Annotated in this window: 1 protein-coding gene; it reads right to left on the reverse strand. The window is 39.1% G+C overall.

The window, feature by feature from the left end; all coding sequences use genetic code 11:
* Positions 1-41 precede the first annotated feature (41 nt).
* Positions 42-836 carry a hypothetical protein gene (locus IAI56_RS15725; protein ID WP_187658760.1) on the reverse strand — a complete coding sequence of 265 codons (795 nt, stop codon included), beginning with the start codon at positions 834-836 and terminating at the stop codon, positions 42-44.
* Positions 837-1,098 lie beyond the last annotated feature (262 nt).

Genomic DNA, 1,098 nt, shown 5'->3' on the forward strand with positions numbered 1-1,098 from the left:
AAACTCGGAAAGCTTTAACTTTATAGAAAGTCTTTTAAAACTTAAAAAACTTCTACTACACGCATTGCATTACCTTGAGCCAGTAAATAATCTACAGTATCTACTCTTTGGTAAAACTCGATACCCAAACACGCAATTACACTAACGCCAGCATCAGGAACTAATCCGCCAGGAGCGGTAGCCGTTAGGGTTATAGTTGTGCCGGTGTTGTTGATAGGTTGAATAGCACTATAGGAAGTAATCCCCAAACTATTTTGCTCTGGTGCATCAGGCTCATAGCTTAACGTACTCTCGTCAAAACTATAATCCGACAACCAACCCACAGCAGCTGCAATACGGAAACCTGTAGCACCTGCGGGAGCATTAATAAAGTTTATCGGGATAAAACTCGGAATAGTAAAGGTAATCTCCACGCGGTCAGCATCTGGAGTAACCGTATAAGGAGCGTTAAAAACCGAAGTAAAACTAATCTTGCCGTTAAGTTCCATCCCTTTTGCCTGTGCTTTGTTAGCACTCAGTGCAATAGGTCGTTGTCCTCTAGTTCCTGAAGCTCGTGCATTAATCGACTTAAAAAGTTTAGTCAAAGAAGCAGTTAAAGTGCTACCGCCCATAGTCTGAATAACACTGCTTAGGGAAGTTCTGAATGCCTTACCTACTTTAGCAGCTCCGCCAAACTCGGCATTGTTCTCACGGGTTCTTACGAAGTTCGCACCCGTTGCTATACGTTCTTTGGTCGGACCGCCTGCGGTTCTTGCCAAAAACTCACCGTTAGAAGTATAAAAACTCATACCTCCAATGTTACCAACTAACTTGATAACGCCTTTTTGCTTACTCATGATAGTACAATTTAATGGTTAATAAATAAGTAAGTAAAAGTGTTTACATAGTATTGGTTTTAAGTAGATTATTACAAGTATCGTGCCAAAAATGTAAGTAAAGGAGTTAAAAATAAAAGAATAAAACAATGAGATATATAGCAGAGATATAACTTAAATCACTATATTTGGGCTACGTTCTTACAAGGGAAAAAGTAGTTTTTGCAGTTTTTGGGAGATAGAAAAAAGAGAAAAGCGGTCAAAAAATCGAGTAAAGACATAC

The organism is Flavobacterium macrobrachii (genome assembly GCF_014486675.1).
In the GTDB taxonomy this organism is placed as follows: Bacteria; Bacteroidota; Bacteroidia; order Flavobacteriales; family Flavobacteriaceae; genus Flavobacterium; species Flavobacterium macrobrachii.